The following is a 22,759-nucleotide window of genomic DNA, read 5'->3' on the forward strand; positions in this document are numbered from 1 at the left end:
GTGCCACGCTCCTGCTGGCAATCACGCTTTCTGCTCCCGCCATGGCGGGAGCAGAAAGCGTGATTGCCAGCAGGAGCGTGGCACCGCGCCAGATCCGGTATCGCGGGTTCCTCGGGAGCAGCAGGCCGGCTATCTCGGCCCGCCACGAGCGGCGCGAAAAATCTATCGGGCGCCGCATTCCCGCATGTCCTTACTCCGCGTCGTTGGCCGAGTCGGCGTTGAGCTGGCCGTATTTCTCCTCGCCGATCGAGGCGAGCAGGTCGAGCTGACTCTCCAGGAAGTCGATGTGGCCTTCCTCGTCCGTCAGCAGATCTTCAAACAGTTTCATCGACACGTAGTCGCCCGCATCCTGGCAAATCTCGCGCGAGCGCTTGTAGGAGGTGCGCGCGTCATATTCGCCGGCGAGATCGGATTCGAGCACCTCCTTCACATTCTGGCCGATGCGCAACGGCGCGACCGACTGCAGGTTCGGATGGCCTTCGAGGAAGATGATACGGGCAACCAGCCGGTCGGCGTGATGCATTTCCTCGATCGATTCCGCCCGCTCCTTCTTCGCCAGCTTGGTGTAGCCCCAGTCCTCGAGCAAACGATAATGGACCCAGTACTGATTGACCGCACCAAGCTCCAGAAACAGGGCTTCGTTAAGCCGCTCGATGACCTGCGGTTCGCCTTTCATGGGTTCTGCTCCCGAATTGGCCGCGCAGTCCTCTGACGCGGTCCAGGTGTGAAACGATATCCGCGCCGCTCCCCTCTGAACGGGCGTGGTAGTTCTCGGTGACCCGAATGATCGTTTCCACCACATTTGGAAAGCAGCCGCAACAGCGGCCGCGCTTGCGCATGGCATGATAGACCTTGGCCGGCACGATAAGCTGCCAGGGATCTTCATCCAGCAGACCAATGATCGTCTGCTCGATCTCCTTCTCGGTGATGATGTTGCAATGGCAGATCAGCATTCACTTGCTCTGGCTAGCGGCGCTGTTCCGGCGCCGTTTGGCTTGTTTCTCAATTGAGCATGATCTTGTCCAAAAACCGGCTTCCACTTTTTGGGATCATGCTCGGGTGCTACTTGAACACCTTGTCCGGAGCATCAAGGCTGTCGGAGCCCTCGAAGGCGATGGCATTGAGCTTGAGCGAGCCGACCGCGCGTTCGATCGACTTGGTCTGGTCGATCAGCGCGTCGATCGCCGCCTGCACAGTGGCGTTGCCTTCCGCATTGCCTTCGGCGATCTGCTGGTCATAGGCCTCGCCGGCCAGCGCCCGCGTCTTGATCGCTTCCATCTTGGCGACCGAAGTATCGAGCTTGTCCGACAGTTCCTTGTCGATCGCAGAATCGGCCACCTTCACCATGTCCGACACCGACGGGCCGGAAACCACGGTGCCGTCGAGGCGCGTATAGTTGGCGTGATAGGCGGCGCGGATGCCGATCGCATCATAGAGATGCGAGTTGTAGGTGTTGTCGGAGAAGCAGTCCTGCTCCTCCTCCGGGTCGTGCAGCAAAAGGCCGAGCTTCATGCGCTCGCCGGCCAGCTCGCCATAGGATAGCGAGCCCATGCCGGTGAGGATGGTGGAGATGCTGGCATTCGGCTCGCCATCGACGAGGGTCTTGCGGGCGGCGCCGTCTTCCTTCCAGTTGTTGACCATCTCCTGCAGGTCGGTGACCAGAAGGCCGCTTGCCGACTTCAGATATTCCGCGCGGCGGTCGCAATTGCCGCCAGTGCAGTTCTTGAGATCGTAGTCGGTGTACGGGCGCTCGCCGGCGCCTGGACCGGTCCCGTGCAGGTCCTGGCCCCAAAGCAGGAATTCGATGGCGTGATAGCCGGTCGCGACATTGGCCTCGACGCCGCCGGCTTCCTGCAGCGTGCCTGAGAGGAACTCCGGCGTCAGCTTCGAGGCGTCGACCTTCTTGCCGTTGATCTCGATCTCCTTGTTCGCAATGACGTTCGCCGTATAGAGCGAGTTCTCGTCCGACTCGGTGCCGTAGCTCTTGGCGACATAGTCGATCAGGCCTTCGTCCAGCGGCCAGGAATTCACCTTGCCTTCCCAGTCGTCGACGATCTTGTTGCCGAAGCGGTAGACCTCGGTCTGCTGGTAAGGCACGCGCGCCGCCTTCCAGGCGTCGCGTGCAGCGTTGAGCGTCTCTGCCGAGGGCTTGGCGAGAAGCGCGTCGACGGCCTTGTCGAGCGCCTCAGCCGTGATCAGCGAATCCTCGTATTTGGCGAGCGCGATGTCGGCATAGGTCTTGATCACCGCCTTCGCATCGGTTTCGGCCTTCGCCGGCAGCACGAACACGGCCGCCGTCAGCGCCGCGGTGGCGCCGATCGCGGCAAGCCTGGTGCCCCAACGTAGCGCAATAGTTCGCGGCGTGATTATCGCTTTCATCAATCCCATCTCCTCAGAAATTCAATGACATAGGCATGCGGCCGCCGGCGCGCGGCGCCAGCGCAAGCACGAATGACCGGAAAGGCAAAGTTGCCGCGCAATGGCGCGGCCAATCAGCAAAAGACACCGAAATGCCTCCAATCGAAAGGGTTCAAGGCCCAGACATCAAAGGAATGCGCCAGCGGCGCAGCCCTCCATAAAGCGGCGGAGCGGCTGGAAGTCAACTGGCGGTACAGAGAAAATTCAATTGAAACAACAGTTTAGAATTATTCTAAACTGGAATTATCAACTTTAAGGCGGCGCATGCGGCGGATATCCGGATTGACAGGCGGCCATCCTGGGTGCGACCCGGACCACGGCTCTTGCGGCGGCGGCAGACAATCGCCACTTGGCGGAAGATCCTAGATTTGAAGGCAAAAAGGGCTGCGATGAAGAACGGGGTGGTCATTGTCGGTGCGGGTCATGCGGGCGTGCAGGCGGCCGCTAGCCTGCGTGAGGAAGGCTATGACGGGCCTGTCATCCTGATCGGCGACGAGAACGAGCCGCCCTATCACAAGCCGCCGCTGTCCAAGACCTTCATCAAGGATGCCGACGCCAAGCCGCAGCCTTTGCGCGGCGAGGCCTTCTATTCCGGCAATGCCATCGACTACCGGCCGGGCGTTTGGATCGACAGGATCGATGGTGGCGAGCGCAGGCTGGACGTTTCCGGCGGCGGCACAATTGCCTTCGACCGGCTGGTGCTGGCCACCGGCTCGCGGCCGCGCCTCCTCAAGCTCGATGGCGCGGAGCTCGCCGGCGTGGTGTCGCTGCGCTCGCTGGCCGATGCGCGGCTGATCCGCGAGTTGAGCGCGCAGAGCGAAGAGGTCGTCATCCTCGGCGGCGGCTTCATCGGCCTCGAAATCGCAGCGACGCTGAGGGCCGCCGGCCGCAGGGTCACCGTCGTCGAGGCGCTCGACAGGCTTCTCGGCCGCGCCGTGGCGCCGGCAATCGCGGCGCATGTGCGCCAGCGCCTGGAGGCGATGGGCGTGCGCCTGCTCACCGGCACCACGGTTGCCCGTCTGGAAGGCGAAGGCGGCCGCGTTTCGGCCGCGATCACGTCAAGCGGCGAGCGCCTGCCGGCGCAACTGGTGATCATCGGCATCGGCGTGGTGCCCAATGTCGAGCTGGCCGAAGCCGCCGGCATCGCGATCGCCAACGGCATCCGCGTCGACCAGCATATGCAGAGCTCGATCCCGGAAATCCTCGCCGTCGGCGATGCCGCCTCCTACCGGCACTGGTTCACCGGCGGCGACGTGCGGCTGGAATCGGTGCAGAACGCCACCGACCAGGCGCGGCTTGCCGCGCGCACCATCGTCGGCCATGCCGAACCCTTCGCGGCCGTGCCTTGGTTCTGGTCGGATATCGGCGACATGAAGTTGCAGATGGTCGGCCTGACGCAAGGCGGCGACAGCCATGTCGTGCTGGGCGAGCCGGCCGAGAACAGGTTCTCGATCTACCACTATGCCGGCAACCGGCTGCTGGGCATCGAATCCGTCAACCGCCCGGCCGACCACATGCTCGGCCGCAAGATGCTCGGCGCCGGCTTCTCGCCCGCGCCTCACACCGTGGCAGCCGGGCCGGATGCGCTGAAGGCGGCGCTTGCGGCCTTCAGCCAGGACGAGCCGGCAAGGGCCAGCGCGTAGAGATTGCCAATTTTTGCCATCAGCCTTACATTGGTTGAATGAGCACGATGAATATCTCACTGCCCGACAGCTTGAAGCATTTTGTCGATCAGCAGGTGACGGAGCGCGGCTACGGCACGAGCAGCGAATATGTGCGTGAATTGATTCGCCACGATCAGGATCGTCAGCGTTTGCGCGGTCTGCTTCTTGAAGGCGCTTCGTCCGCGCCAGGCGCTCCTGTCGGTGACGACTATTTCGCGGCGCTGCGCAAGCGAGCGCTGGGCAAATAATTGGTTGCCGTAAAGGCAATTATTCCTCGTGCCCTTGCCTTGCGGGATATCGAAGACACTGTCGATTATTATGCACGCGAAGCTGGTTCGCACGTGGCGCTAGCCTATGTCGAGGATCTTCAAACTGCCTACAAAGTGATAGCCAACCATCCTGCATCGGGCTCGCTGAGATATAGCTATGCGATTGGACTACCCGGTCTGCGCAGTGTGCAATTGAAGCGCTATCCGTACCTGATTTTCTATGTCGAACAGGCCGATCATATCGATGTGTGGCGGGTCCTGCACGCCAAAATGGATATTCCAGCCTGGTTACAGAATCCGAACTCCTGACGGCGAGTTGCCGCACCGGCCTCGGCCGCCAGGAGAATCATTCGCACTGTCCGCCCCTTAGGCCGCGCGCGCCTCGCGGATCGAGGTCTCCAATATATCCAGCGCCTCCGTCATGACGCCGTCCTGGATGGTGATTGGCGACAGGAAGCGGATGACGTTGCCGTAGACGCCGCAGGTGAGCAGGATGAGGCCCTTGTCGAGCGCCTTCAGCCGCACCGCATTGGCTAATTCCGCCGAGGGCAGGCCCTTCTTCACATCATTGAACTCGACGGCGTTCATGAAGCCCGGGCCGCGGATGTCGACGATCTCCGGCACGTCCTCGCGGATCGACGCCAGCCGCTGCTTCAGCCTGGCGCCGAGCGCGTTGGCGCGCTCGCACAGTTTTTCTTCCTCGATGACGTCGAGCACGGCATGCGCCGCGGCGACGCCGATCGGGCTGCCGCCATAGGTGCCGCCGAGCCCGCCCGGTCCAGGCGCGTCCATGATCTCGGCGCGGCCGGTGACGGCCGACAGCGGGAACCCGCCGGCGAGGCTCTTGGCCATGGTGGTGAGATCCGGCGCCACGTCATGGTGCTCCATCGCGAACATCTTGCCGGTGCGGGCAAAGCCGGTCTGCACCTCGTCGGCGACAAGAAGGATGCCGTGCTGGTCGCAGGTCTTGCGCAGTGCCGTCACGAAATCGCGCGGCGCCTCGTAGAAGCCGCCCTCGCCCTGCACCGGCTCGACGATGATGGCCGCGACCCTGGCCGGATCGACATCGGCCTTGAACAGCTTGTCGAGCGCTGCAAGCGAATCCGCGACCGACACGCCGTGCAGCGCGACCGGGAACGGCGCATGGAAGACATCGGCCGGCATGGCGCCGAAGCCAACCTTGTAAGGCACGACCTTGCCGGTCAGCGCCATGCCCATGAAGGTGCGGCCGTGGAAGCCGCCGGAAAAGGCGATGACCGCCTGGCGACCGGTGGCGTTGCGCGCGATCTTGATGGCGTTCTCGACCGCCTCGGCGCCAGTGGTGACGAAGACGGTCCTCTTGTCGAACTTGCCGGGCAGCATGCCGTTCAGGCGCTCGGCGAGGCGCACATAGCTCTCGTAAGGAACGACCTGATGGCAAGTGTGGGTGAAGCGGTCGAGTTGCGACCTGACCGCCTCGATCACTTTCGGATGGCGGTGACCCGTGTTGACCACCGCAATGCCCGACGAGAAGTCGATGTATCGGCGGCCCTCGACGTCCCAGATTTCCGAATTCTCGGCACGATCGGCGTAGATCTGCGTGGTCATGCCGACGCCGCGCGAGATCGACTGGTTCTTGCGTTCGGAAATGGCTGAATTCTTCATCTCACACCTCATCGGGCAGGCGCCCGCTCCGTTTTGATGCCGTCAAAGCCTCTTCTGACCTTATTTCAGGTTTTCCTCAAGTCGGCACATTGGCCCAGTCGATTGGGCCTGCCGCAAGGCCGAAATCGGTCTCGACCAGCCGGCCGATCATCAGGCAGAAACAGTTTCCTTTTCCGGCCGATCGATTATCCTCGCTGCAGCCGCGACGTGCCGCTGCCGGGAGCGGCTCCCGCGGGCCGAGGGAACCATGAGCAGGAACGCGACATCGTCCGCCTTGCCGTCCTTGCCGCTCCGCCCTGCATGTCGGGTGCGGGATGGCGCCAAAGCAGACGTGATCGTTGCTGCGGAGAGTTAAAAGCCAGGTCGCACCCCGTCGCGAACCTGCGAGAGAAAACTACACCCTCACAAACCCCTCGCTCGCCCGAAGCAGGTTGCGCGTATAATCCTCGCTCACGCGGTGGCCGATCAGCTGGCTTGCGGTCAGCGTCTCCACCGCTTCGCCGTTCTGCATCACCATCAGCCGTTCGCACATATGGGTGATGATGGCGAGGTCGTGACTGACCATCAGAAAGGTGAGCTTGCGCCGCCGCCGCACCTCTTCGAGCAGGTTCAGCACCTCGGCCTGGACAGAAGCATCGAGCGCCGAGGTCGGCTCGTCGAGCAAAAGGATCGAAGGTTCGAGGATCAGCGCGCGGGCGATCGCCACGCGCTGGCGCTGGCCGCCGGAGAGCTGGTGCGCATAGCGGAAGCGGAAACCCTTGCCGAGGCCGACTTCGTCCAGCGCGCGCTCGATGCGCTTCTCGCCATCCTGGATTGCGTGAATGGCGAGCGGTTCCTGCAGCAGCCGGTCGACGGTCTGGCGCGGATGCAGCGACCCATACGGATCTTGGAAGACCATCTGCACGTCGCGGTAAAAGGCCTTGTCGCGGGTCTTGCCAAGCGTCTTGCCGTTGATAGCGATGGTGCCGGCAGCGACAGGCGCAAGGCCGGTGATTGCCTTGAGCAGGGTCGACTTGCCGGAGCCGCTTTCGCCAACCAGGCCGTAGGACTCGCCTTCCCTGACTTCGAGTTTAACGCCCTTCAGCGCGCGGAAGCGGTCGAAAATCACCTCCAGCCCTTCGATGGTGATGGCGGCCGTCATGCCGCCCACTCCGGCTTGCGGTCGAGCACCGGCAGCGGGTGTCGCTCGAAGCCGATCCTCGGCATGCAGTTGAGCAGGCCGCGCGTATAGGGATGCTGGGCCTCGCGCAGCTCGGACGCCTTGAGCTGCTCGACCACCTTGCCGGCATACATGACGACCACGCGGTCGCAGAAGGAGGACACCAGGCGCAGATCATGCGAGATGAAGATCAGCCCCATGCCGCGCTCGGCGACCAGCCTATCGAGAATGTTCAGCACATCGAGCTGCACGGTGACGTCGAGCGCCGAGGTCGGCTCGTCGGCGATCATCAGTTCCGGCCCGGCGATCAGCATCATGGCGATCATCGCGCGCTGGCCCATGCCGCCCGAGACCTCATGCGGGTGAAGGTCGAAGACACGGGCCGGATCGCGAATCTGGACCGCCCGCAGCATCTCCAGCGCGCGCTCGCGCGCTTCGGCCTTTCCAACTTTCTCATGCGTGCGCAGCGTCTCGACGATTTGGCGGCCGATGGTCATCACCGGATCGAGCGAGTATTTCGGGTCCTGCAGGATCATAGCGATGCGGTTTCCCCGCAGCGCACGGCGCCGGCTGGATGACACCGAGAGCAGATCGATGCCGTCGAAGCGCAGCTTTTTCGCCGACACCTCGGCCTGCGGCGGGGTCAGGCCCATGATGGCGCGGCCGGTCTGCGACTTGCCGGAGCCGCTCTCGCCGACGATGCCCAGCCGCTCGCGGCCGAGCGAGAAGGAAACGCCGCGAACCGCCTGCACGATTCCGGTGCGTGTCGGGAAAGTGACGCGCAGATCGTCGACTTCGAGCAGCGTGCCTTTCGTTTGCCTATCGGAATTGCCGCTCATTGGTTGCCGCTCATCGGTCGCCACTCATTGGTCGCCACTCCGGGGATCGAGCGCGTCGCGCAGGCCGTCACCGAGCAGGTTGAAGCCGAGGCTGACGATGAGGATGGCAGCGCCTGGCGCGGCAGCCACCCACCACTGGTCGAGGATGAAGCGGCGGCCGGACGCAATCATCGCGCCCCATTCGGGCAGCGGCGGCTGCGCGCCGAGGCCGAGGAAGCCGAGGCCGGCGGCGGTGAGGATGATGCCCGCCATGTCGAGCGTCACCCGGATGATCAGCGAGGAGATGCAGAGCGGCATGATGTGGCGCAGCACGATGCGGAAGGGCGAGGCACCCATCAATTGCACCGCCTTGATGTAGTCGGAATTGCGCACCGTCAGCGTCTCGGCGCGCGCGATGCGCGCGTAAGGCGGCCAGGAGGTGATGGCGATCGCCAGCACCGCGTTCTCGATGCCGGGGCCGAGCGCCGCAACGAAGGCCAGCGCCAGCACCAGCTTCGGGAAAGCCAGGAAGATGTCGGTGATGCGCATCAAAATGGCATCGGTCCAGCCGCCGGCATAGCCTGCGACGGTGCCGACCAGCAGGCCGATGGGCGCGGCGATGATGGCGACGAGGATGACGACATAGAGCGTCCAGCGCGAGCCGTAGAGGATGCGCGAGTAGATATCGCGGCCGAGGTCGTCGGTGCCGAACCAATGCGCGGCGCTCGGCGCCAGCAGACGGGCATTCTTCAGGTCACCCACGGTTGGCGAGTAGGGTGCCAGCACGCCGGCAAGCGCGGCTACCACCACCAACGCGAGAATGATGAGCAAACCGACGAGCGCGAGCCGGTTGGCTGTGAAGCGCCGCCAGGCCACATAGGCGCGGCCGAGCCTTGCCTGCATGCGCGAGGACGGCCGCTCGCTGAGCAGCCATTCGCGACGGGTTTGCATCGTCTCGGCGCTCATTCGACTTTCGTCCGTGGATCGAGGAGCCGATAGAGCAGGTCCGACAGAAGGTTGATGGCGATGAAGACCGAGCCGATGATGATGGTGCCGCCGAGCACCGCGTTCATGTCGGCGTTCTGCAATGAATTGGTGATGTAGAGGCCGATGCCCGGCCAGGAGAAGACGGTCTCGGTCAACACCGAGCCTTCGAGCAGGCTGGCATAGGAAAGCGCGATCACCGTCACCATCGGCACAGCGGCGTTGCGCAGCGCGTGGCCCCAGATGATGCGCGTCTCCGACAGGCCCTTGGCGCGCGCGGCGACGATATATTCCTGCGCCATCTCGTTCAGCATGAAGGAGCGCGTCATGCGGCTGATATAGGCGAGCGCGAAATAGCCAAGCAGGGAGGCCGGCAGGATGATGTGGCGGTAGGCGTCGTAGAAGACATCCCACTGTCCCTGCATGGCCGCATCGAGCAGGTAGAAGCCGGTGATCGGCGTGAAAGTGTATTCGTAGACGACGTCGAGCCGCGCCGGAAAGGCGACCCATTGCAGCTTGGCGTAGAACAGGACGAGGCCGAGGAGCCCCAGCCAGAAGATCGGCACGGAATAGCCGATAAGGCCGATGATGCGCACGATCTGGTCGACGAAACTGCCGCGACGGACAGCAGCGAGCACGCCGAGCGGCACGCCGATGACGGCGCCGATGATCGTGCCGAGCGTCGCCAGCTCGATGGTCGCCGGAAAGACGCGGCGGATGTCGGACATCACCGGATTGGTGGTCAGCACCGAAGTGCCGAAATCGCCGCTGAGCGCGTTTTTGACGTAGATGTAGAACTGCTGGATCAGCGGCAGGTCGAGGCCCATCTCGCGGCGCGTGCGCTCGACGACGGCAGTAGGGGCCCGGTCGCCGAGCACGGCCAGCACCGGATCGATGGGAATGACGCGGCCGATGAAGAAGGTCACAGCGAGAAGACCGAGATAGGTCGTCACCGCGATGACCAGGAAACTGCCGAGCGCGGATAGAATGGCGACGGCACGGGCGCTGCCGCGCCCGGCCACCGCCTGGTTTTCAACTATGCTCACGCGGCGCGTCCGAGAACGCTATTCCTTCGAGACCGCACCGACGAAGTTGGTGTCGAAGCTCGGTCCGAGCGCGAAGCCCTTGAGGTTCTTGCGCAGGCCCGCCACTTCGAGCTGCTGGTGGATGACGACGAAGGGGCTGGTGTCGAGGATCTTCTTCTGCAGATCCTTGTACATGTCGGCGCGCTTAGCCGAATCCTTCTCCAGCAGCGCCGCCTCGGTCTGCTTGGTCAGGTCCGGAATGTCCCAGGCATTACGCCAGGCCAGGGTCTTGATCTTGGCGGCGTCGGAATTGTCCGGGTTCGAGGCGAAGGTCTGGGCATTGGAATTCGGGTCGAAATAGTCCTGGCCCCACTGGCCGATATAGATGTCGTGGTTGCGGGCGCGGTATTTGGTCAGCGTCTGCTTGCCGTCACCGGGAATGATCTCCAGCTTGATGCCGGCCTGACCCAGCGTCTGCTGGATCGATTCCGCCATGCCTGTCTCCGGCTGTTTACTGCGTACGTCCATGGTCACGCTGAAGCCGTTAGGCAGGCCGGCCTTGGCCAGCAGCTCCTTCGCCTTGGCGACATCGAGCTTGAACGGGTTGTCGTCGATGGCGCCGAGGTCGCCCTTGGGCAGGAAGGACTGGTGGATCTCGCCGATGCCCTTGAGGATGGTCGAGCCCAGCGCATCATAGTCGACCAGGTACTTGAAGGCCTGCCGAACCTCCGGCTTGGCGAGGTTGGCGTTCTTCTGGTTGAGGCTGATGTAATAGACCGTGCCCTTCGGCGCGCTGGTGGTGGTGAGATCGCCATTCTTGGCGATGGCGTCGAGATCGTTCGGCTCGAGGTTGCGGGCGACGTCGATATCGCCGGCCTCGAGCGCCAGACGCTGCGCCGAGCTTTCCTTCATGAAGCGGTAGATAACGCGGGCGATCTTGGCCTTCTCGCCGTTGTAGTTGTCGTTGCGTTCCAGAACGACGACTTCATTGGCGCGCCATTCGCGCAGCTTGTAAGGGCCGGAGCCGGCATAGCCGGTCTTCAGCCAGGCATTGCCGAAGTCGTTGTCCCATTTGTAGTCGGCGCTCGGCGTGACGGCGGCGACATGTTCCTTGACCAGCTTGCTGTCGACGACCGAGGCGACGGTAGCCGACAAGCAGTTGAGCACGAAGCTCGGCGCATAGGCCTTGTCGACAACGAACTGGAAGGTGGTGTCGTCGACCGCCTTGGCCTTTTCGGTGACGTTGTCGCCGCTGATGCCGAACTGGTTGATGATGAAGGCGGGGCTCTTGTCCAGCTTGATCGCGCGCTCGAAGGAATAGGCGACGTCGGCGGCGGTGATCGGATTGCCGGAGGCGAACTTCATTCCGGGCTTGAGCTTGAAGGTGTAGGTCAGGCCGTCGTCGGAAATAGTCCAGCTCTCGGCGAGATCGCCCTTGACTTTGGAGGTGTCGCTGAGGTCGAGGCGAACCAGGAGATCGTAGGTGTTGCCGGTAACCTCAGCGGTTGACAGCTCGAACGCTTCGCCCGGATCCATCGAGATGATATCGTCGAAGGCGAAGCCTTCGACCAACGTGTCGGCAGGCGTGACCGCAAAGGCCGGCACCGCGAGCAGCGCCGACATCGCCACACCCGCGAGAAAGCCACGAGAGCGAAGAGCAAACCTTTCCAGCATCATGGTAGTCGTTCCCTGTTTTGTTGATTGTTGACCTGAGTTCCCGGCTCAGGGTTGCAGAATTCCTTGGGACCGATCGACGGCCCACCGACCTTACCGTCGTGGTTTTTGTCCAGTTGGTCAACACCCTATTCGGCGGCGTTCGAACCCGCAACGCGCATTTTTCGAGACAGCTTATTGGGCCAGAGTGGGCCACCGCGAGTCTACCCAGGCGCCGGCTAGCCGAAGCCGTCGATTGGGAAAAATCTGCCAAATCTTGGCCGCTTGGAAGTCGCCCGTCATTTCAGCTGCGCGACCAGGTTCGCGTCCGGAAAGCAGGTGGCGGTCTTGCCGTTCTTCGCTTGCCAGACGCCGATCGAGCGGCGTGTCTTGAAGCCGGGCAGGCCGTCGGCGCTGCCGACATCGTAGCCCTTCGCCTCCAGCGCTTGCTGGAGGGCAGCGATATCGGACCGGTGGAGATCGCCCACCCGCCCCCAGGTACCGGCAAAGGTGGCGTCGCCTTTGGCGATGCGATCGGCGGCGTGGCCGATGAACAGCGCATAGAGATCGCTGGTGTTGTATTGCTTCAGCACATAGAAATTCGGCGTGACGATGAAAGCGGGGCCGCTGCGTCCGGCCGGCATCAGCAGGAAACCCTCGGCCTTGAGTTCACTGGCCGGAAACGCCTTTCCGTTGGCGCGCCTGATGCCCATCGCCACCCAGTCAGAAATCTTCTTACCCTGGTCGGGTCCTTCGAGCGCGCAGGAGACGTTTGCCGGCGCAATCACCTCCGTCCCCCAGCCGCGCCCCCTCACCCAGCCATAGTGGACAAGATAGTTGGCGATGGAGGCGAGCACGTCCGGCGTCGAATTCCAGATGTCGGGCCGGCCGTCGCCGTCGAAATCGACGGCATGCTTGAGGAAGGACGTCGGCATGAATTGCGGCTGGCCGAGCGCGCCGGCCCAGGAGGACTTCATCGCATTGACCGGAGCGAGCCCGCGCTCGACGATCTCTAGTGCGGCCAGCACCTCGGTGCGGAAGAAATCCTTCTTCGTCGACATGAACGCCTTGGTGCCTAGCACCTCGAAGGCGTCGTAGGGCATCTTGGCGGCGCCGAAGCCGGTCTCGCGACCCCAGATCGCCAGCACGATCTCGCCAGGCACGCCGTAGCGCTTCTCGATGAGCCCAAGCACGCGGGCGTTGGCGCTCTCGCGCGACCGTCCTCCGCCGGTGACGGCCCGAATGGTCTTCACGGCGAAATAATTGGCGGGCGGACCGAACTCCGCCTGGTGCTGTTTTTGCGGCGTCGCCGGCTTCTCGCCGGGCATGACGAGATCCGGCAGTTTCAGGTTCGGCTTCACGCCGATGAAGGCGGCGTCGAAGGTCTTTTTGGAAATGCCTTTGGCCTTGGCCTCGGGCCAGAGGTCGTTTTGCAGCCAGGCCTGGAATTGGTTGTCGATGGGCGTGGCGCGAGCGGGGAGGGTGAGGAGGACGGCAAGCGCCGCAAGGAAAAATGCGAAGCCGAATTTGGAAAAGCCGCGTTCTGTCGCGCCCCCCTCTGTCTTGCCGGACATCTCCCCCACTTGGGGGGAGATTGGCTGTTTCGGTGCCCCGCCTCTTCCTGCGACCTTGGATATTGGCGAAAGCCGGCGTGACGTCTGATCTCCCCCCTTGCGGGGGAGATGTCCGGCAAGACAGAGGGGGGTGGGACGGAGTGCGGCCTTTCCGGGAAAAACGCCAGTCACCAATCCCCTCCCCTCAAAACGCCGTCCTCGAGCGCAGCGCCGCGGCAAGCGTGCCTTCGTCGAGATAGTCGAGTTCGCCGCCGACCGGAACGCCATGCGCGAGCCTAGTCACCTTGACCTCGGAACCCGAGAGCTGATCGGTCAGGTAGTGCGCCGTGGTCTGGCCCTCGACGGTGGCGTTGACGGCAAGGATCACCTCCTTCACCTCGCCGCCGGCGACACGGTCTACCAGCGAGCGGATGTTGAGCTGGTCCGGGCCGATGCCATCGAGCGGCGACAGCGTGCCGCCGAGCACGTGATAGCGCACATTCATGGCGGCGGCGCGTTCCAGCGCCCAGAGATCGGAGACGTCCTCGACGACGATAAGCGTGCCGGCATCGCGGCGTGGATCGGTGCAGATCATGCACGGGTCGGAGGTGTCGACATTGCCGCAGGTCGAGCAGATGCGCACTTTATCGGCCGCCTCGCCCATGGCTGCGGCTAAAGGCTCGAGCAGCTGCTCCTTCTTCTTGATGAGATGGAGAGCCGCGCGCCTTGCCGAACGCGGCCCGAGCCCCGGCACCTTGGCCAGGAGCTGGATCAGGCGTTCTATCTCTGGACCGGCGATTCTTTTCGACATCGCTCTGATCTAGAGCAATTCCGGGAAAAGTGCGAAACGGTTTTCAGAGCGCTTTGGTGACATCCGCAACAGGAAATGATCCGCCATGCCGTCAAGGCGGATCATTTGATGGCGGGTTGGCTCAGTAGGCTTCGAGCGGCCGGGACTGGCTGACAATCAGCGCGCCGATGGCGTCGGTGTTCTCAGGCGTCGACTGGAATCCCATCGCCGCTTCCTGCGGAGCGCTCGGAACGGAGGTGATGTAGCGACCTTTCAACGTGCCGCCGAAGCGGGAGGCGTCGGGCTCCTCCATCGGCTCCTGCATCGCCACCATGATCGGCTTCGCCGTGACGCGGCCGGCCTTCTGCCCTGGCGCGGCGGAGGCCGTCACATAGGTCTGCTGGGCAGCAACGGTTGTGGTCTTGGCCGGAAGCGCTGGCGCGGCAGCCGCGGTCGTAGCGGCCTGCTTGGCCGGATCAGCATGAACGATCGTCTTGACCACCGGCTCGGCGGAAGCGACGAGGACCGGAGCGGTGGGGTCGGTCTTCTGCGACTTGCCGGAGGCCATGGCGACCATCGGCTCATCCGACAACGGCTGCCAGTTGCGGCCGCGCTTCTCATAGAAGGCATTGCCGCCGGCCACCATCGTGTAGTGCATGTTCTTGTAGGGGAAACGCAGGCCGGCGGTGTGGAAGAACATCGTGTTCTTGAGCTTGGCCTTGCGCTCGCCTTTCAGCACTGCCTCGGCGGCTTCCTCGACATCTGGCAATGCCCGCGAATTCATCGGGCGCGTCAGCACGCCCGGGGCGAACTGGCCCTTTTCGCCGACGACCTCGCAGATCGTGCTGCCATGCTGTCCCGAGCGTAGCCGGTTCATCACGACCGTGCCGACGGCGATCATGCCGTCACGGCTCGACCGGTTGGACTCGAAGAACATCGCCCTTTGCAGGCACTCCTTGTCCTTCATCGAGTATTTATAGGAACGCGAGCTGAGGAAGCTCGGGGTGACGGCGTCGGTCAGGCTCGCCACCGACATGCCATGTGAAGCGGTCTGGCTGCAGCCGGCCAGGAGCAAGGGGGAAGCGGCGATGCCGATAAGCAGCAGCGGCGTCTTCCATCGCGTCGCGATCAACAAAAAAGCCTCATTTCCAGATGCCAGCCCGCCCCGAGATGTGGCAAGAATGAGACTCTTTCAGGCAAAAAGATGGCTAGATGGTTAGCAACCTCTGGACTTGGGTAAAACTTTATGAATGTCGCGAAATGAGCCCGTGAGCATGCCGGCAAAATGGTTAATATTGCGGCCTGGGCTCAATTTTCGTTCACCATCAATTAACTGGTGGCAGATGCCTTAGAACGGCAATTTCATTCCGGGCGGTATAGGCAAGCCCGCAGTCAATGCCTTGGTCTTTTCCTGCATGACCAGCTCGACCTTATTTTTGGCATCATTGTGAGCGGCCAACAGCAAGTCTTCGAGGATCTCCACCTCGTCGTCCTTCAGCAAGGACGGATCGATCTTCAGCGCCTTCATTTCGAACTTGCCGGTCAGGGTCACGCTGACCAGGCCGCCACCCGCCTGCCCAGTGGCTTCCAGGGTGGCGATCTCATCCTGCATGGCCTGGAACTTGGCCTGCATTTCCTTTGCCTTGCCCATCAGGCCGAGAAGATCCTTCATCGTGAAACTTCCTCTTGTTGGAATCTACGTTAACGCGAATATGATCTTGACCGAAACCGGTCCGTACTCTTTCCCTGACGCGTTCGTCAGCTCTAAATCTCTTCGTCGTCGGCAGCCGGCTCAACCGGCAGGTCGGCGTCAGCGCCTTCCGCTTCCGGCACATCGGGAATGCGCACGTCGATGATCTTGGCGCCGGGAAAGCGGGCGAGGATGGCGGCGACGGTCGGATCGCTCCTGGCATCGGAGAAGGCGTTCTCGCGCTTTGTCGTCTCCATCTCGGCCAGCGTCTTGCTACCCTCTTCCTTCGACAGCGAGACCAGCCAGTTGCGGCCGGTCCAGGCACGCAGCTTGGAGGTCAGGTCGTTGAGCAGCATCTTGGGCGCATCGTCGGTCAGGCTGACGTCGATGCGGCCAGGCTCGATGCGCACCAGCCGCACGCAGCGCTTGACCAACACCTTGAAGGCGATGTCGCGGTTGGCATCGGCCAGGGCCGCGATGTCGGCCAGCGACTTCACCGGAACGGCCGGTGTTTCGATGACCGGTTCGGGCGCCGGGACGAAGGCGGCGGGCGCGGGCTGCATCTCGACCAGCCGCATGGTCTGCCCTCCGCCGTTAGAGGCCGGCATCCGCGCCGGCGCCACGGCATTTGTGCCGCCGCCACTGCTTGCCGGCGCTCCATTGGCGCGCGGAGCGCCATTCGGCACAGGGGCCGCCCCCTCGAGCGATTTCAGCGCTTCGTCCAGCGTCGGCAGGTCGGCGGCGTGCGCCAGCCGGATCAGCACCATCTCGCCGGCGCTGACCGGACGGTTGGAGGACTGCACCTCGGGAATACCTTTCAGGAGCATCTGCCAGGTTCGCGAGAGCACGCGCACCGACAGCGTGCTCGCAAATTCGGCGCCGCGCCGCCGCTCGTCCTCGGAGAGCGAGGCATCATTGGCCGCGGCCGGCACGAACCGCAGACGCGTAACGAGGTGGTTGAATTCCGCCAGGTCGGTGAGCACCGCGGCCGGATCGGCGCCGGTATCGTATTGTGCGCGGAATTCGGACAAGGCCGCCGCAACATCGCCCTTCATGACGTGCTCGAACAGGTCGATGATACGGGCGCGGTCGGCCAAGCCCAACATGGCGCGAACGGCGGCGGCGCTGACGGTGCCGCTGCCATGGGCGATCGCCTGATCGAGGATGGAGAGCGAATCGCGCGCCGAGCCCTCGGCGGCCCGCGCAATCATCGCCAAAGCCTCATCATCCACGGAAATGCCTTCCTTGGCGGCAATCGAGGAAAGATGCGCGACGAGCGCGCCGGCATCGATGCGCCTCAGGTCGAAGCGCTGACAGCGCGACAGAACCGTGATCGGCACCTTGCGGATCTCGGTGGTGGCGAAGATGAATTTGACATGCGGCGGCGGCTCTTCCAGCGTCTTCAACAGGCCGTTGAAGGCCTGGGTGGAGAGCATGTGCACTTCGTCGATGATGTAGACCTTGTAGCGGGCCGAGACCGGCGCGTAGCGGACGCGGTCGATGATGTCCCTGATGTCGTCGATGCCGGTATGGGAAGCCGCGTCCATCTCGATGACGTCGACATGGCGGCCTTCCATGATCGCCTGGCAATGCTCGCCGGGGGTCGAAAGGTCGACGGAGGGTTGGTCGACAGTGGCGGTTTTATAGTTCAGGGCGCGTGCGAGAATGCGCGCCGTCGTCGTCTTGCCGACACCGCGCACGCCGGTCAGCATCCAGGCCTGGGCGATGCGGCCAGTGGCGAAGGCATTGGTGAGCGTGCGGACCATCGGCTCCTGGCCGATCAGTGCGGAGAAATTGGAGGGGCGGTATTTGCGCGCCAGCACGCGATAGGCGCCGGCCTTACCTGTCTCCAGGCTTTCTGGCCCCGAATTTCCGGCTTCGCTCATTCGCCGTCAAAAGCTCCAAGGACCGCGACGGAAGGCGGCCGATTCCTGCGCATAGTCTCGCCCGCACGGCTCGGCGCCGTCAATGTCGCGGGAGAAAGGCGAAGAGGCGGGAGGCTGGAACAATGACCCGTTCCGGGCTCGTTAGGGCTGCTTCCTTCCGGACCTGACCCGGTTGGCGAGTGGATCGTCCACCACCAACCTCCCAAGCTCCATATCGGCAATTCAGCGGCGAAATGCAAGGGTCGTAGTGGATCACCGGCCAGGCCATGCGGTGCAGACGACCTTCAAATCCGCAGGAGCGGTCAATGATTCGCTTGCAGCCACCTTGCCGTCGCTCTAGCGTTCAGGGTTTGAAGCATTCTCGAAAAGTGAGGGAAACGCCCATGCTGCCTGGCCTAAAGGCCGGTTTCACACTGGACGCCCGATTGGAGGCGGACAGTGAGCAGCTCATGTGGCTCGGCCTGTGCGAGCTCCGGCTGATGAACGATCGCCGCTGGCCGTGGCTGGTCCTGGTGCCGCAGCGGCCGGGCGTGGAGGAAATCCACGACCTGACGCCGCTCGACCAGACGATGCTGACCTTCGAGACCAATATGGTGGCGCACGCGCTGAAGCGGGTGACCGGCTGCACCAAGATCAACACCGGGGCGCTCGGCAACATCGTGCGCCAGCTGCACGTCCATGTCATCGCCCGCAGCGAGAGCGACCCCGGCTGGCCAGGGCCGGTCTGGGGGCATGGCATGCGCGAGCCGTATGAGCGGTCCGACATCCGCCGGTTTGCCGAAAAGATCAAGGCAGCGCTATAAGCCCATCAGTGTCCATTCCTGCCCCTCCTCGAGTCTCCTATGAACTTTCGTCTGTTTGACGCGCCTTTGCGCGAGCCGAGCCAATTCGTCGGTTTCGCCGGCAACCGGATCGACCGGCAATCGGAAAACCGCGCCGACGACGCGGTCGAGAAGGCGCTTGGCGAGCGATCGGCGCGGCTGATGCTGATGCATGGCGGCAGGCTTTATCTGAAGCTCGACGACGGCAAATTCGACCCATGGTTCGAAGCGGCGGAAAGCCAGGCCTTCGAGGTTTCGCTCGACGGCGGCGTGCTGCTCGGCCTCTCGGAGAGCGGCCCGGTGCTGGCCGTGCCCGCCGGGATCGAACCGGAAAATCTGCCGGAAACGGTGAAGGCGATCGACTACCGCTCCGTCTATATGCAGGGGCTGATAGACGAAGCGGCGGCCGGCGCGCTGGCCCAGGGCGCTGCGCTGCTCGCCTGGCATGCCAGCCACGCTTTCTGCAGCAAATGCGGCAATCGCTCGGAGATGCGCGCCGGCGGCTACAGGCGGCATTGCCCGGCCTGCGGCACCGACCATTTCCCGCGCACCGATCCGGTGGCGATCATGCTGACGGCGACGCGCGAGAAATGCCTGCTCGGGCGCGGCCGGCATTTCGGGCCGGGCATGTATTCGGCCCTTGCCGGCTTCATCGAGCCCGGCGAGACGATCGAGGCGGCGGTGCGCCGCGAGACGCTGGAGGAGGCCGGAATCCGGCTGGGCCGCGTCGTCTACCACGCCAGCCAGCCCTGGCCGTTCCCCTATTCGCTGATGATCGGCTGCTTCGGCGAGCCGCTCAACGAGGACATCCAGGCCGACCTGAACGAGCTCGAAGACTGCCGCTGGTTCTTCCGCGATGAGGTGCGCTCGATGCTGGAGAGGACGCACCCGGGCGGCCTGATCACGCCGCCGAAAGGGGCGATCGCCCACCACCTCATCCGCGCCTGGGTCGACAGCGAATAGGAGCCGAGAAATGATCCGTCATACCGTCGTGTTCACGCTGAAGCATCCGCCGCATTCGCTGGAGGCGAAGCGGTTCCTCCACGATGCCAAGAAGATCCTGACGGCGATCAAGGGTGTGACGCATTTCGAGCAGCTGCGCCAAGTGAGCCCGAAGAACGACTATCAGTTCGGCTTCTCGATGGAGTTCGCCGACCAGGCTGCCTACACCAGATACAACGAGCATCCCGACCACGTCGCGTTCGTGCGCGACCGCTGGCTGCCTGAGGTCGAGAAATTTCTCGAAATCGACTATGTCCCGCTCGGCTTTGGCTGAGATTGGATCGAGCGCCGGCGTCTAAGATTGACGCGGAACTCCATGAGGTCGTCATCCCAGGGCGGAGCGACGCGAAGCGGAGCGCAGACCCTGGGGATCCATGCCGTTACCTCAGTCGAGGGGCGCAGCGGAGCAGAATCTGGACCGTCCTAACGCGTTGAAGTCCCGGCATGGATCCTCGGGTCTGCGCCGCGTCGCTTCGCTCCTGCTTCGCCCGTGGATGACGAAGCATCAAGGCCTTTGCCAATCTCGAAGGTCCTAGGAACCACCTAATCGGCGACCTTCCACTGCTCGCGCGACGCGCTTGCCGGATAGACGCCGAGAATGCGCATTTCGCGCGAGAAGAAGCGCAATTCGTCGAGCGCCAGCTTGACCAGCGGATCATCGGGGTGGCCCTCGATGTCGGCATAGAACAGCGTCGCTGTGAAGGCGCCGAGCTGGTAGCTCTCGAGCTTGGTCATGTTGATGCCGTTGGTGGCGAAGCCGCCCATGGCCTTGTAGAGCGCGGCCGGCACGTTGCGGACGCGGAAGATGAAGGTGGTCATCATCTTGGCTTCCAGCGAGGGGCGCTCGGCCCATTGCTTGTTCTTGGTCAGCACGACGAAGCGGGTGACGTTCGAGTCGGTGTCCTCGACATTCTTCTCGATGATGTCGAGGCCGTAGAGCTCGGCGGCAAGCGCAGGCGCAAGTGCCGCCATCGTGCGATCCTTGACCTCGGAGACCATCTTGGCCGATCCCGCCGTGTCGCCGGCGACAACCGGCTTCCAGCCATTCTTGCGGATGTATTTGCGGCATTGGCCAAGGGCATGGATATGGCTGTGCACGCTTCTGATCTCTTCGCGTTTCACGCCCGGCAGCACCATCAGCTGGAAATGGATGGGCAGGAAATACTCGCCGACGATGTGCAGGCGCGATTCCGGCAAAAGATGATGGATGTCGGCGACGCGCCCGGCAATAGTGTTCTCGATCGGGATCATGGCGAGCTCGGCCTTGCCGGTCTCGACCGCGTTGAAGGCGTCTTCGAAGGTGGGACAGGGCAACGGCTCCATCGAGGGGAACATGTTGCGGCAAGCGGTATCGGAATTGGCCCCCGGCTCGCCCTGGAAGGATATTCTGTTGGTCTTTTCAGGCATGCGCCAAGGTCTCGCTTACGGATGTCTCAGTTTGAAAGAATTTGCCTGGCGCGCTCGAGATCGTCGGGCGTGTCGACGCCGAGCGGCAGCGACCGGACGATCTCGGCATCGATGCGCATGCCGGCTTCCAGCGCCCGCAGCTGCTCCAGCCGCTCACGGCGTTCGAGCGGCGACGGCTTCAGCGCCACGAAGCGTTCCAGCGCTGTCCGGCGGTAGGCATAGAGGCCGATGTGGTGATAGAGCGGGCCCTCCCCCCACGGCGCCGTGGCGCGCGTGAAATAGAGCGCCTTCAGCCTTGTCGCCGAGAGCGGCGAGCCGACGATCTTGACCACGTTCGGATTGGTCCTTTCCTCGTCGCGCACAATCTCGACGCCGAGCGTGGCTATGTCGACCGACGGGTCGGCGAAGGGCCGCAGCGATGCGCCGATGATCTCAGGATCGATGGTCGGCAGATCGCCCTGGACGTTGACGATGGTTTCGACCTTTTTCTCCGGGTCCAGCAGGGTGAGGGCCTCGAAGATGCGGTCGGATCCCGATTCGTGGTCCGCGCGCGTCATCACCGCCTCGAAACCGTGATCCCTTACCGCCGACGCGACCGCTTCGGTGTCGGTCGCCACCACCACACGGCCGAGCCCAGCCTCGGCGCCGCGGCGGGCGACATGGACGATCATCGGCGCGCCGGCGATGTCGGCCAGCGGCTTGCCCGGCAGGCGCGTCGAGGCCATGCGGGCGGGGATCAGGATCAATGTCGACATGGGACTTCTGGGACAGCCGGGGAAGCGGATGGAAAAGTGGCAAAACGTCTCACTGGAAGCGCCCTTATAGGTGTTGCAACGACGAAGCAAAAGACCTAGTTTCCGCGCGATTTAACGGGCCCGTTGGGGCCTTCGCTATACCGACGGACGGAGTGGACGGTCCGCCGGAAAAGGGAGCAAGGGGCGTATGGATTCCAACGAAGTCAACAAGCTGCTCGCCGGATTCCTCGGAACCTGTTTCGTCGTCTTTTCCGTGGGCATCGTTTCCGACGGGCTGTTTGCCTCCCCCGCTCCCGAGAAGCCGGGCTTCGCCATCGAGGCGGCCGAGCCGGCCGAAGGCGGCGGCGCTGCCGCGCCCGCGGCCGAAGCCAAGCCGATCGCCGACCTGCTCGCGACCGCCAATGCCGAGACGGGCGCCGCCATTTTCAAGAAGTGCCAGGCCTGCCATTCCGGCGAAAAGGGCGGCCCCAACAAGGTCGGTCCGGACCTCTGGGACATCATCGATCGCCCCGTCGCCGAGCATGAGGGCTTCGCCTATTCGGCCGGCATGAAGGATTTCTCCAAGGGCGGCGCCGAGAAGTGGACCTACGACAACCTCAACCACTTCATCAACGCGCCGAAGAAGTTCGTGAAGGGCACGGCGATGGGCTTTGCCGGCCTGCCGAAGGATGAGGACCGCGCCAACGTGATCGCCTATCTGCGCACGCTGTCGGACAATCCGAAGCCGCTGCCGCAGCCGGGCGCTTCGGCGGAAGCCAAGCCCGCCGAAGGCGCCGCCGCGGCGAAGCCGGCCGCAGGTACGGCACCCGCCAAGCCGGCCGAAGGTGCGGCTCCGGCAAAGCCGGCCGAAGGTGCCGCCCCGGCCAAGCCGGTCGCGCCCGCGCAATAAACATTTCGTCATAAAGACACCTTGGAAAAGCCGGGTTCGTCCCGGCTTTTTTGTTAGGAAAGCCGCATATGCTGAGACAAAAGCCGGCGCTTGCGGTTTTCACCGGCGTCAAATGATCTAGATTGCCGGTGGATACTGTTGCGACGAGGAGAACGCATGACGGTCGGCCGCTCCCGCACGTTTTTCGCATCGATGCTGGCGATCGCCTTCGCCGCCAGCCTGCAGGCCAGCCTCGCTGATGAGTGGCACACCACGTCCTCGCTGACCGGCCCGTCCAAATACGGCGAAAATTTCCAACGCTACGACTATGTCAATCCGGACGCTCCCAAGGG

24 protein-coding genes and 1 other RNA gene are annotated in these 22,759 nt (G+C 63.5%); 8 read left to right on the top strand and 17 right to left on the bottom strand.

Translation table 11 applies throughout. The features are described 5' to 3' along the window. Nucleotides 1–190: 190 nt before the first annotated feature. The 3 genes from bfr to EOA79_RS15400 form a co-directional block, all read right to left on the bottom strand. Nucleotides 191–676 (bottom strand): bacterioferritin, encoded by a 486-nt coding sequence (gene bfr, locus EOA79_RS15390; protein WP_066996298.1) that lies wholly within the window; start codon nt 674–676, stop codon nt 191–193. Then, on the bottom strand, nt 642–953 hold the full coding sequence (locus tag EOA79_RS15395) for a (2Fe-2S)-binding protein (RefSeq protein WP_066996295.1): 312 nt from the start codon (nt 951–953) through the stop codon (nt 642–644). The genes bfr and EOA79_RS15395 overlap by 35 nt, the downstream gene beginning before the upstream one ends. A 109-nt stretch (nt 954–1,062) precedes the next feature. Further along, nucleotides 1,063–2,379 carry an imelysin family protein gene (locus tag EOA79_RS15400; RefSeq protein ID WP_179293618.1) on the bottom strand — a complete coding sequence of 439 codons (1,317 nt, stop codon included), beginning with the start codon at nt 2,377–2,379 and terminating at the stop codon, nt 1,063–1,065. A 72-nt stretch (nt 2,380–2,451) separates the two neighbouring features. Here EOA79_RS15400 and EOA79_RS15405 point away from each other — a divergent pair, with 72 nt between their 5' ends. From EOA79_RS15405 to EOA79_RS15420, 4 genes are all read left to right on the top strand, one after another. Further along, a complete protein-coding gene (locus EOA79_RS15405; RefSeq protein ID WP_127214990.1) occupies nt 2,452–2,643 on the top strand; it encodes a hypothetical protein in 192 nt (63 codons plus the stop codon). 164 nt (nt 2,644–2,807) lie between these two features. Continuing rightward, a complete protein-coding gene (locus EOA79_RS15410; protein ID WP_067324500.1) occupies nt 2,808–4,061 on the top strand; it encodes an FAD-dependent oxidoreductase in 1,254 nt (417 codons plus the stop codon). Nucleotides 4,062–4,099: 38 nt separating this feature from the next. Further along, nucleotides 4,100–4,330, top strand: a complete 231-nt coding sequence (locus tag EOA79_RS15415) for a type II toxin-antitoxin system ParD family antitoxin (protein ID WP_095824240.1) — start codon at nt 4,100–4,102, stop codon at nt 4,328–4,330. Further along, nucleotides 4,331–4,660, top strand: a complete 330-nt coding sequence (locus tag EOA79_RS15420) for a type II toxin-antitoxin system RelE/ParE family toxin (protein WP_067324496.1) — start codon at nt 4,331–4,333, stop codon at nt 4,658–4,660. A 57-nt stretch (nt 4,661–4,717) separates the two neighbouring features. On the opposite strand, the gene EOA79_RS15425 is transcribed toward EOA79_RS15420, so the two are convergent. From EOA79_RS15425 to ffs, 12 genes are all read right to left on the bottom strand, one after another. Further along, nucleotides 4,718–5,995 carry a 4-aminobutyrate--2-oxoglutarate transaminase gene (locus EOA79_RS15425; RefSeq protein WP_127335257.1) on the bottom strand — a complete coding sequence of 426 codons (1,278 nt, stop codon included), beginning with the start codon at nt 5,993–5,995 and terminating at the stop codon, nt 4,718–4,720. Nucleotides 5,996–6,389: 394 nt separating this feature from the next. Beyond that, nucleotides 6,390–7,136 (bottom strand): ABC transporter ATP-binding protein, encoded by a 747-nt coding sequence (locus EOA79_RS15430; protein WP_067324757.1) that lies wholly within the window; start codon nt 7,134–7,136, stop codon nt 6,390–6,392. Further along, nucleotides 7,133–7,993, bottom strand: coding sequence for an ABC transporter ATP-binding protein (locus EOA79_RS15435; RefSeq protein WP_066996477.1), 861 nt, complete (start codon nt 7,991–7,993; stop codon nt 7,133–7,135). Before EOA79_RS15435 ends, EOA79_RS15430 begins: the two co-directional genes overlap by 4 nt. Before the next feature lie 24 nt (nt 7,994–8,017). Then, the gene (gene nikC, locus EOA79_RS15440; RefSeq protein WP_095824242.1) at nt 8,018–8,938 is read right to left on the bottom strand and encodes a nickel transporter permease; all 921 of its coding nucleotides are present in this window, start codon (nt 8,936–8,938) and stop codon (nt 8,018–8,020) included. Beyond that, nucleotides 8,935–10,002: an ABC transporter permease gene (locus tag EOA79_RS15445; protein WP_095824243.1), complete on the bottom strand. Its 1,068-nt coding sequence runs from the start codon at nt 10,000–10,002 to the stop codon at nt 8,935–8,937. The genes nikC and EOA79_RS15445 overlap by 4 nt, the downstream gene beginning before the upstream one ends. Nucleotides 10,003–10,020: 18 nt before the next feature. Next, nucleotides 10,021–11,658, bottom strand: a complete 1,638-nt coding sequence (locus EOA79_RS15450; RefSeq protein ID WP_095824244.1) for an ABC transporter substrate-binding protein — start codon at nt 11,656–11,658, stop codon at nt 10,021–10,023. A 275-nt stretch (nt 11,659–11,933) separates the two neighbouring features. Beyond that, nucleotides 11,934–13,208 (bottom strand): lytic murein transglycosylase, encoded by a 1,275-nt coding sequence (locus EOA79_RS15455; protein WP_128293080.1) that lies wholly within the window; start codon nt 13,206–13,208, stop codon nt 11,934–11,936. Nucleotides 13,209–13,392: 184 nt separating this feature from the next. Continuing rightward, a complete protein-coding gene (recR, locus tag EOA79_RS15460) occupies nt 13,393–13,998 on the bottom strand; it encodes a recombination mediator RecR (RefSeq protein WP_095824245.1) in 606 nt (201 codons plus the stop codon). Between the two features lie 121 nt (nt 13,999–14,119). After that, nucleotides 14,120–15,109, bottom strand: a complete 990-nt coding sequence (locus tag EOA79_RS15465) for a cell wall hydrolase (RefSeq protein WP_095824407.1) — start codon at nt 15,107–15,109, stop codon at nt 14,120–14,122. Nucleotides 15,110–15,325: 216 nt separating this feature from the next. Then, a complete protein-coding gene (locus tag EOA79_RS15470) occupies nt 15,326–15,649 on the bottom strand; it encodes a YbaB/EbfC family nucleoid-associated protein (RefSeq protein ID WP_066996259.1) in 324 nt (107 codons plus the stop codon). A 92-nt stretch (nt 15,650–15,741) separates the two neighbouring features. Then, a complete protein-coding gene (locus EOA79_RS15475) occupies nt 15,742–17,553 on the bottom strand; it encodes a DNA polymerase III subunit gamma/tau (protein ID WP_128293082.1) in 1,812 nt (603 codons plus the stop codon). A gap of 106 nt (nt 17,554–17,659) precedes the next feature. Next, nucleotides 17,660–17,756, bottom strand: an RNA gene (ffs, locus tag EOA79_RS15480) — signal recognition particle sRNA small type. 180 nt (nt 17,757–17,936) lie between these two features. Between ffs and EOA79_RS15485 the strand changes: the two genes are divergently transcribed. From EOA79_RS15485 to EOA79_RS15495, 3 genes are read left to right on the top strand one after another with little or no spacing between them, the layout of a single operon-like run. Next, nucleotides 17,937–18,356, top strand: a complete 420-nt coding sequence (locus EOA79_RS15485) for an HIT family protein (protein WP_066996253.1) — start codon at nt 17,937–17,939, stop codon at nt 18,354–18,356. A 39-nt stretch (nt 18,357–18,395) separates the two neighbouring features. Further along, on the top strand, nt 18,396–19,337 hold the full coding sequence (nudC, locus tag EOA79_RS15490) for an NAD(+) diphosphatase (protein WP_095824247.1): 942 nt from the start codon (nt 18,396–18,398) through the stop codon (nt 19,335–19,337). Between the two features lie 10 nt (nt 19,338–19,347). Continuing rightward, complete coding sequence (locus EOA79_RS15495; RefSeq protein WP_095777526.1) at nt 19,348–19,650, top strand: Dabb family protein; 303 nt, start codon at nt 19,348–19,350, stop codon at nt 19,648–19,650. Nucleotides 19,651–19,919: 269 nt separating this feature from the next. Here EOA79_RS15495 and EOA79_RS15500 read toward each other — a convergent pair whose 3' ends face one another. Together EOA79_RS15500 and EOA79_RS15505 are read right to left on the bottom strand one after the other, a co-directional pair. After that, on the bottom strand, nt 19,920–20,783 hold the full coding sequence (locus EOA79_RS15500) for a prephenate dehydratase (RefSeq protein WP_066996244.1): 864 nt from the start codon (nt 20,781–20,783) through the stop codon (nt 19,920–19,922). Between the two features lie 26 nt (nt 20,784–20,809). Then, entirely contained in the window at nt 20,810–21,538 is a 729-nt protein-coding gene (locus EOA79_RS15505) for a 3-deoxy-manno-octulosonate cytidylyltransferase (protein ID WP_067324478.1), read from the bottom strand. Between the two features lie 187 nt (nt 21,539–21,725). Here EOA79_RS15505 and EOA79_RS15510 point away from each other — a divergent pair, with 187 nt between their 5' ends. Beyond that, the gene (locus tag EOA79_RS15510) at nt 21,726–22,427 is read left to right on the top strand and encodes a cytochrome c family protein (protein WP_095799305.1); all 702 of its coding nucleotides are present in this window, start codon (nt 21,726–21,728) and stop codon (nt 22,425–22,427) included. Nucleotides 22,428–22,759: the final 332 nt, after the last annotated feature.

Source organism: Mesorhizobium sp. M1A.F.Ca.IN.020.03.2.1 (assembly GCF_004023205.1).
Lineage (GTDB): Bacteria > Pseudomonadota > Alphaproteobacteria > Rhizobiales > Rhizobiaceae > Mesorhizobium.

Excerpts from the sequence above, each read along its gene's own strand:
- bfr (WP_066996298.1), bottom strand. The coding sequence starts at position 676 with ATGAAAGGCGAACCGCAGGTCATCGAGCGGCTTAACGAAGCCCTGTTT.
- EOA79_RS15395 (WP_066996295.1), bottom strand. The coding sequence starts at position 953 with ATGCTGATCTGCCATTGCAACATCATCACCGAGAAGGAGATCGAGCAG.
- EOA79_RS15400 (WP_179293618.1), bottom strand. The coding sequence starts at position 2,379 with ATGAAAGCGATAATCACGCCGCGAACTATTGCGCTACGTTGGGGCACC.
- EOA79_RS15405 (WP_127214990.1), top strand. The coding sequence starts at position 2,452 with ATGACCGGAAAGGCAAAGTTGCCGCGCAATGGCGCGGCCAATCAGCAA.
- EOA79_RS15410 (WP_067324500.1), top strand. The coding sequence starts at position 2,808 with ATGAAGAACGGGGTGGTCATTGTCGGTGCGGGTCATGCGGGCGTGCAG.
- EOA79_RS15415 (WP_095824240.1), top strand. The coding sequence starts at position 4,100 with ATGAGCACGATGAATATCTCACTGCCCGACAGCTTGAAGCATTTTGTC.
- EOA79_RS15425 (WP_127335257.1), bottom strand. The coding sequence starts at position 5,995 with ATGAAGAATTCAGCCATTTCCGAACGCAAGAACCAGTCGATCTCGCGC.
- EOA79_RS15430 (WP_067324757.1), bottom strand. The coding sequence starts at position 7,136 with ATGACGGCCGCCATCACCATCGAAGGGCTGGAGGTGATTTTCGACCGC.
- EOA79_RS15435 (WP_066996477.1), bottom strand. The coding sequence starts at position 7,993 with ATGAGCGGCAATTCCGATAGGCAAACGAAAGGCACGCTGCTCGAAGTC.
- nikC (WP_095824242.1), bottom strand. The coding sequence starts at position 8,938 with ATGAGCGCCGAGACGATGCAAACCCGTCGCGAATGGCTGCTCAGCGAG.
- EOA79_RS15450 (WP_095824244.1), bottom strand. The coding sequence starts at position 11,658 with ATGATGCTGGAAAGGTTTGCTCTTCGCTCTCGTGGCTTTCTCGCGGGT.
- EOA79_RS15455 (WP_128293080.1), bottom strand. The coding sequence starts at position 13,208 with ATGTCCGGCAAGACAGAGGGGGGCGCGACAGAACGCGGCTTTTCCAAA.
- recR (WP_095824245.1), bottom strand. The coding sequence starts at position 13,998 with ATGTCGAAAAGAATCGCCGGTCCAGAGATAGAACGCCTGATCCAGCTC.
- EOA79_RS15470 (WP_066996259.1), bottom strand. The coding sequence starts at position 15,649 with ATGAAGGATCTTCTCGGCCTGATGGGCAAGGCAAAGGAAATGCAGGCC.
- EOA79_RS15475 (WP_128293082.1), bottom strand. The coding sequence starts at position 17,553 with ATGAGCGAAGCCGGAAATTCGGGGCCAGAAAGCCTGGAGACAGGTAAG.
- EOA79_RS15485 (WP_066996253.1), top strand. The coding sequence starts at position 17,937 with ATGCTGCCTGGCCTAAAGGCCGGTTTCACACTGGACGCCCGATTGGAG.
- nudC (WP_095824247.1), top strand. The coding sequence starts at position 18,396 with ATGAACTTTCGTCTGTTTGACGCGCCTTTGCGCGAGCCGAGCCAATTC.
- EOA79_RS15495 (WP_095777526.1), top strand. The coding sequence starts at position 19,348 with ATGATCCGTCATACCGTCGTGTTCACGCTGAAGCATCCGCCGCATTCG.
- EOA79_RS15500 (WP_066996244.1), bottom strand. The coding sequence starts at position 20,783 with ATGCCTGAAAAGACCAACAGAATATCCTTCCAGGGCGAGCCGGGGGCC.
- EOA79_RS15505 (WP_067324478.1), bottom strand. The coding sequence starts at position 21,538 with ATGTCGACATTGATCCTGATCCCCGCCCGCATGGCCTCGACGCGCCTG.
- EOA79_RS15510 (WP_095799305.1), top strand. The coding sequence starts at position 21,726 with ATGGATTCCAACGAAGTCAACAAGCTGCTCGCCGGATTCCTCGGAACC.